The organism is Klebsiella sp. Ech2A (assembly GCF_030078455.1).
Taxonomy (GTDB): Bacteria; Pseudomonadota; Gammaproteobacteria; order Enterobacterales; family Enterobacteriaceae; genus Klebsiella; species Klebsiella terrigena.
On record NZ_JAQGFU010000228.1, the window covers coordinates 1 to 6,262 of the forward strand.

Here is a 6,262-nt window from a genome sequence, read left to right on the forward strand (position 1 = left end):
GCGGCATACGGGATGCCCAGGGGTCCCGTGGGCTCGGAAATGGGTATAAGAGACAGGTATGGCGGTAGCGGGCGCCGCCGTTAATCCCCTGGAAGCTGTAGTAGCCGCCAATCATCATCAGCGAGCCGCCGGCGGCAACGTAGTCATGCAGCAGCGTCAGGCGGTTGGCGGTGCGGCGGCTTTTCAGCCAGGTGTCGGGGTGCAGCAGCAGCGTGTTGGCGCCAATGTCCGACAGGATAATCGCATCCCACTCCTGCAGTTCCTGCTGGGTCAGCGGGAACTCGGTGGCCGCCGCGTGGGCCGGCATATAGGTGATGGCATAGCTGCTGTCGGCCAGCGCGGCCAGAAAATCCGTCGCGCCGGTGTGCCAGGTGGCGGTAGCAAACTGATCGAAGCCTTTAACGTGCGTTGCGGTGCTGGTCCAGGATTCACCGACCAGTAAAACTTTCTTCTTCATTATACCTTTCCTTTTTATCCGCCAAATACCCGCTGGGGATTGCCAATCATCAGGGTTTCAAGCTGTTCGCCGCTGACGCCGTGGCGGCGCAGGCGGGGAACGAAATGCTTGAGTATGTAGCCATATCCGTGACCGCCGTAGCGGGTGAGCATGGTCTTCAGGAAGACGTCCTGCGACAGCAAGATCTGCTGGATATAGCCGTCGTCAATCAGCTCCCGGATGGCGCGGGCGTTCTCCTCGTCGGAGGGCGACTGCGCCGACTCATCGGCGTAGTAGTAGCTCATGCCGATCATGTCGTATTCGAGGAACGCCCCGCGCTGCGCCAGCTCGCGCTGATAGCGCTTGTCGGCAAAGCTTGGGTTCATATGGCACAGGACCGTATGGCGCAGATCGGCCCCTTCCTGTTCGAGAATATCCAGCACCCGATGGCCCAGACGCTCCCAGCCCGGCAGGTGGACCTCGATCGGCACGCCGGTCGCGGCGCTTGCCCGGCCAGCCGCGCGCAGGGACTTCTCTTCATCGGCGGTGAAGCGGCTGGAGACGCCGATCTCGCCGATCAGCCCGGCGATGACCTCCGGCTTCTCCTCCGCGCCGCCGAGGTCGTAGATCAGCCGCTCGGTCAGCCGTTCGACGCTGCTGCTCTTCACCCATTCGGGGTGCGACGGCTCCAGATAGAAGCCGGTGCCCATAACAATGTTCAGCCCGGTGAGGCGAGCGATGCGCGCCAGCGCCAGCGGATCGCGGCCGATGCCGATATTGGTCGGATCGACCACCGTTTCCCCGCCAAGGGCGCGATATTTGGTCAGCTCTTCGATAGCCACGTCGACGTCAAACAGCTGGCAGTTATCGCGGCTGATCAGCGGGTTCAGCGACAGCTCGCCGAGGTTTTCCATCTTCACCGGCATTTCGGCAAGATGGCGATCGCTGCAGCAGCAGGGCGGTACCCACTTGCCGGAGGCATCCAGCAGGATATGCTCATGCATCAGCGTGACGCCCATCTCGCTGACCGGCAGCGGGCCGAGCACCGTCATCACGTAGCCGCTGCTGACGCCGACCGGCAGCGGAGTGGGGTGGCGAAAAATTGATCCTTTCATGAGCTATCCTTTCGCCGCAGATCGCGTGGGGTTAAGAATGCGGGTGTTGAGCCAGATAGCCAGCAGGATAATGGTTCCGGTGGCTATCTGGGTGTAGAACGGCGAGATATGCGACAGGATCAGCCCGTTCTGGATAACCGCAATCGACAGCGCGCCGAGCAGCGTGCCGATAATGGTGCCGAAGCCGCCAAACAGGCTGGTGCTGCCGAGGACCACGGCGGCAATCACCTGCAGCTCGAAGCCTTCCCCCTGGTTGGACGAGCCGCTGCCGAGACGCGCGGTAATGATCATGCCGGCCAGCGCGGCGGCCATTCCGCTGATGATATACACCCGCATGGTCACCGCTTTGGTGTTAATCCCGCTGCGTCGTGCGCCCTCGGCGTTGGCGCCGATCGCTGTGACGTAGCGGCCAAAGCGCATATGATTCAGCACGATATGCCCGATAACCAGGATCATAACGCCGATCAGCGCCGGCATCGGGATACCCACAACCCACGCGCGCCCGATAAAGGTAAACAGGCTGTCGGCGGGGACGGGGATCGAGTAGCCCTGGGTCACCAGCAGCGCGATGCCGCGAACCACGGCGAGGGTGGCGAGGGTGACGATAAACGCCGGGATCCCTTCATAGGCGATGAAGAAGCCGTTGATGGCGCCGACCACGCCGCCGAGCAGCAGGCCGCCGAGCAGCACCACCGGCCACGGTAAACCCCAGCTGTTGAGGGCGATGGCCGAGAGCGCGCCCACCAGCGCGAGGGTCGATCCCACCGACAGGTCGATGCCGCCGGTGGTGATCACCAGGGTCATCGCGGTCGCCACGATCAGCAGCGGGGCGCTCTGGCGAATGATATTCAGCCAGTTGGTCCCGGTAAGGAAGTTGCTGGTAATGAGTGAAAACACCACGCAGCAGAAGACGAAAAACAGCGCGATGCTGACCACGCCGGAGTGGTTATGCAGCAGGCGGCGCGGCAGCGAATGCTGGATCATGCGGGAGCTGCTTAAGTTCATGATACTCATCCTGTTACCTCAGTGTGCTGCCGCTGAGCGAGCGGTGAATTTTTCGCCCACGATCAGGTTTACGATATCGCTCAGGCTGGTGTCGGCCACCCGCCGGTCGGCGACGTTGGTGCCTTCATACATCACCATGATCCGATCGCAGACGAGGAAGAGATCCTGCAGACGGTGGGTGATCAGAATGACGCTCACGCCGCGAGCCGAAACGCGACGAATCAGTTCCAGAACCGCCTCCACTTCCGCCACGGCAAGCGCGGCGGTGGGCTCATCCATAATCAGCACCTTGGGGTCAAAGGCCGCCGCGCGGGCGATGGCAATGGCCTGGCGCTGACCGCCGGAGAGGTTGCGGACCAGCAGGCGGGTATCGGGAATAGAAATACCCAGCCCCTTGAGCATCTCCCGCGCGTCGGCGTGCATTTTGGCCTCGTCGAGGAAGGGGATGCCGAGCACCGATTTCATCGGCTCGCGGCCCATAAACAGGTTGCCCGCAACGTCAACGGTGTCGCACAGCGACAGGTCCTGATACACCATCTCGATATGGCAGCGGCGAGAGTCCGCCGGGTTAGTAAACTGGTGCTGTTCGCCGTCGATGCGGATAGTCCCGCTGGTGGGGATCACCGCCCCGGACAGCACTTTGGTCAGGGTTGATTTCCCCGCGCCGTTATCGCCCACCAGGCCCAGCACTTCGCCCGGAGCCAGCTCCAGGTTTACGCCGCGCAGGGAACGTATCGACCCGTAGGTCTTGGTGATATTGATCATCTCTACCCTTGGCGGGATAGTTTGTGGCTGCTGCATCCGATCGCTCCCATCGCTATTGCCGGGAAAATGTTTGCCGTCGTGGGTAAAAGACTCCATCCAACACGGTTTACACCCTTGTAAACCGGTTTACCTGCGGAGTGGAGCTTTCACAAGCACAGTCAGGTCAAACGCTATTTAAGATATTTGTTCGCCAGTAAGAACATTGCAGCATCCGTGCCAGGGCAGAAAAACCACAGCAGCCCCATCACTTAACCCTATGTAACAGAAAGAATTTATTAACGGTTTATAAGTAAACCGGTTTACTAATTATAATAAAGGGATTTTAAGTTGAACGTTTTTTGCGCCAAAATTGGGCGCTTTTGCGCCATTTTGGGACGCGCTTAACAAATTTTGATCGAATCGCGACCAATCCATTCCACCGGCAGGCGGGTCTCCGCCGGGATATCCTGCTCGTTATTCAGCAGGCGCAGCATGATGCTCACCGCGGTGCGGCCCAGCTCCCGCGCGGGCTGGCGGATGGTGGAGATGCGCGGCTGGGTAAAATCGGCATAGTTAGCGTCGTCGAAGCCGACCAGCGACAGCGCCTCCGGCGCCTGTAGTCCGCAGGCGCGCAGCCCGTCGAGCAGGCCAAGCACCAGATAGTCGCTGGCGGCAAAGACGGCGGTGGGGCGCAGCGGCTGGCTGAACAGGCGCTTAAGCGCCTGCTGGCCGAACTCGCGCTGGTAGTCGCCGTACATGACCCACTCGGGGGGCCAGCTCAGGCCGGCCTGCTCCATTGCGGTGCAGAATCCCTGGTAGCGTTCACGCACGCTCATCAGCTTGTCCGGCCCGCCGATGAAGGCGATATGGCGATGCCCGGCGGCGATCAGCTTTTCCGTGGCAATTCGCCCGCCCTGGACGTTATCGGCAAACACCTTCGGCACCTTGCTGCCGGGAATATCCTCATCCAGCAAAACGATGCGCTCGTGACGCTGAACCTCTTTACGCAGCAGGCCGTTATCGGGGCGGTTGGTGGTGAACAGCAGGCCGTCAACCTGGCAGGTATCCAGCCAGCGAATGAACTGGCACTCTTTTTCCGGATTGTTGCGGGTGATGCACAGCACCAGGCTGTAGCCGCTGGCCGAAGCGGCCTCCTCGGCGGCGTCGGCTAGTTCGGCGAAGAAGGGGTTGGTGATATCGGGGAGGACCAGACCGAGGGTTTCGCTGCCCCCTTTGCTAAGGCGCCGCGCCAGGCTGTTTCCGCGATAGTCCAGCTCGCGGATCGCCGTTTCAATGCGGTCGATAGTTTCCTGCGGCAGCACGATATTGTTGTTCATATAGCGAGATAAGGTGGCCTTCGACAGTCCCGCCAGCTTTGCCACATCGGATAACAATACGCGTTTTATACTCATTTCCTGCGCCATTTCTGCCAGAGTCGGCTATCTGTAACATAGTTAAGCGCGGTCAATACAGCAATTTTTCCGCCCGCGGCGGCGCTAAATAAATGCTTGACAAAACTTAATCGGCGGAGAATTGTATAGGAAGTTTACCGCATCATCCGGGAAGTCATTCCCAAACCCGCTTAAAACATTCCAGTCGCGCACCGAAACGGACCGGTTGCCGGAATGCATCAAGCTGGTATTAGCCAAACGATCTGCGATCGTGCTGGCCATATACGATATTTGCCCGCCAAAAAAATACTCCTTCTGCGTTCGCACCGCGGCGCGGAACTCTGCTGGCTATCAATGATTCCCGACGAGGATACTGATGATGTTATTTAACACCGGAAAACTGCGTTTTATTGCTGTTGCAACGTCTCTGCTGGCATCGGTTAGCTTTATTTCTGCCGCCAGTGCCGCCAATCCAACCTATGCGTTAGTGCAAATCAATCAGCAGGCGCTGTTTTTTAATCTGATGAATAAAGGCGCGCAGGATGCGGCTAAGGCGAGCGGTAAGGATTTGGTTATTTTCAACTCCAACGATAATCCCGTCGCGCAGAATGATGCGATTGAAAACTATATTCAGCAAGGCGTTAAAGGCATCCTGATTGCCGCTATTGACGTCAACGGAATTATGCCAGCGGTAAAAGAGGCCGCCGCCGCTAACATTCCGGTAATTGCTATTGATGCGGTATTACCGGCGGGGCCTCAGGCGGCCCAGGTCGGCGTGGATAATATCGAAGGTGGACGCATTATTGGTAAATACTTCGTTGACTACGTGCAGAAAGAGATGGGCGGCCAGGCGCGGCTGGGGATCGTCGGCGCCCTGAACTCGGCGATTCAGAACCAGCGGCAGAAGGGTTTTGAGGAGACGCTGAAAAGTAACCCGAAAATTACCATTGCCAACGTCGTTGACGGCCAGAACGTGCAGGATAAAGCGATGACCGCGGCGGAGAACCTGATTACCGGCAACCCGGATTTGACGGCGATTTACGCCACCGGCGAACCCGCGCTGCTCGGCGCTATTGCCGCGGTGGAAAACCAGGGGCGGCAGAAGGATATTAAGGTCTTCGGCTGGGATCTGACGGCGAAGGCGATTTCGGGCATCGACGGCGGCTACGTTACCGCCGTGCTGCAGCAGGATCCTGAGCAGATGGGGGCCCAGGCGCTGAAGGCGCTGAACACGATTACTTCGGGTAAAACCGTGCCGAAAACCATTCTGGTTCCGGCTACGGTGGTGACCAAAGCGAACGTGGATTCCTACCGCTCGCTGTTTAAGTAATCTTCAGGCATCGTCCGCCGCTAGCAGGGCGGCGAGCTCGCGGCCGTCGGGAAAGGCGCTGAACGTACCCCGACGGCTCACGGTGATGGCGGCCGCGCGGCTGGCATGAGCCAGCGCCAGAGCGTCGGGCGCCACGCCACGCCGCAGCGCGGATGCCAGCATAACGGCGAGAAAGGTGTCGCCTGCGCCGGTGGTATCAAGCGCCTCGGCGGCGGCGGCGGGAGAGAATCGACGCTGGCCA

Annotated in this window: 7 protein-coding genes; 1 reads left to right on the forward strand and 6 read right to left on the reverse strand. The window is 59.7% G+C overall.

Annotation, left to right across the window (positions count from 1 at the left end; all coding sequences use genetic code 11):
• From PFH44_RS23780 to PFH44_RS23800, 5 genes are all read right to left on the reverse strand, one after another.
• The coding region (locus PFH44_RS23780) for a glutamine amidotransferase (RefSeq protein ID WP_283826354.1) at window positions 1-457 on the reverse strand (457 nt) is incomplete at its 3' end.
• 14 nt (window positions 458-471) lie between these two features.
• Window positions 472-1,551 carry a phosphotriesterase family protein gene (locus PFH44_RS23785; RefSeq protein ID WP_041145068.1) on the reverse strand — a complete coding sequence of 360 codons (1,080 nt, stop codon included), beginning with the start codon at window positions 1,549-1,551 and terminating at the stop codon, window positions 472-474.
• A 3-nt stretch (window positions 1,552-1,554) separates the two neighbouring features.
• Window positions 1,555-2,556: an ABC transporter permease gene (locus tag PFH44_RS23790; protein WP_161795651.1), complete on the reverse strand. Its 1,002-nt coding sequence runs from the start codon at window positions 2,554-2,556 to the stop codon at window positions 1,555-1,557.
• 18 nt (window positions 2,557-2,574) lie between these two features.
• Window positions 2,575-3,321, reverse strand: coding sequence for an ATP-binding cassette domain-containing protein (locus tag PFH44_RS23795; protein ID WP_161795676.1), 747 nt, complete (start codon window positions 3,319-3,321; stop codon window positions 2,575-2,577).
• Between the two features lie 380 nt (window positions 3,322-3,701).
• A complete protein-coding gene (locus tag PFH44_RS23800; RefSeq protein ID WP_045854956.1) occupies window positions 3,702-4,724 on the reverse strand; it encodes a LacI family DNA-binding transcriptional regulator in 1,023 nt (340 codons plus the stop codon).
• Window positions 4,725-5,067: 343 nt separating this feature from the next.
• On the opposite strand from PFH44_RS23800, the gene PFH44_RS23805 reads away from it, so the two are divergent.
• A complete protein-coding gene (locus tag PFH44_RS23805) occupies window positions 5,068-6,021 on the forward strand; it encodes an ABC transporter substrate-binding protein (RefSeq protein WP_283826356.1) in 954 nt (317 codons plus the stop codon).
• A 3-nt stretch (window positions 6,022-6,024) separates the two neighbouring features.
• Here PFH44_RS23805 and PFH44_RS23810 read toward each other — a convergent pair.
• A partial coding sequence (locus PFH44_RS23810) for a PfkB family carbohydrate kinase (protein WP_283826357.1) occupies window positions 6,025-6,262 on the reverse strand: 238 nt, incomplete at its 5' end.

Coding starts and splice junctions, on each gene's coding strand:
- PFH44_RS23785 (WP_041145068.1), bottom strand. CDS start 1,551: ATGAAAGGATCAATTTTTCGCCACCCCACTCCGCTGCCGGTCGGCGTC.
- PFH44_RS23790 (WP_161795651.1), bottom strand. CDS start 2,556: ATGAACTTAAGCAGCTCCCGCATGATCCAGCATTCGCTGCCGCGCCGC.
- PFH44_RS23795 (WP_161795676.1), bottom strand. CDS start 3,321: ATGATCAATATCACCAAGACCTACGGGTCGATACGTTCCCTGCGCGGC.
- PFH44_RS23800 (WP_045854956.1), bottom strand. CDS start 4,724: ATGGCGCAGGAAATGAGTATAAAACGCGTATTGTTATCCGATGTGGCA.
- PFH44_RS23805 (WP_283826356.1), top strand. CDS start 5,068: ATGATGTTATTTAACACCGGAAAACTGCGTTTTATTGCTGTTGCAACG.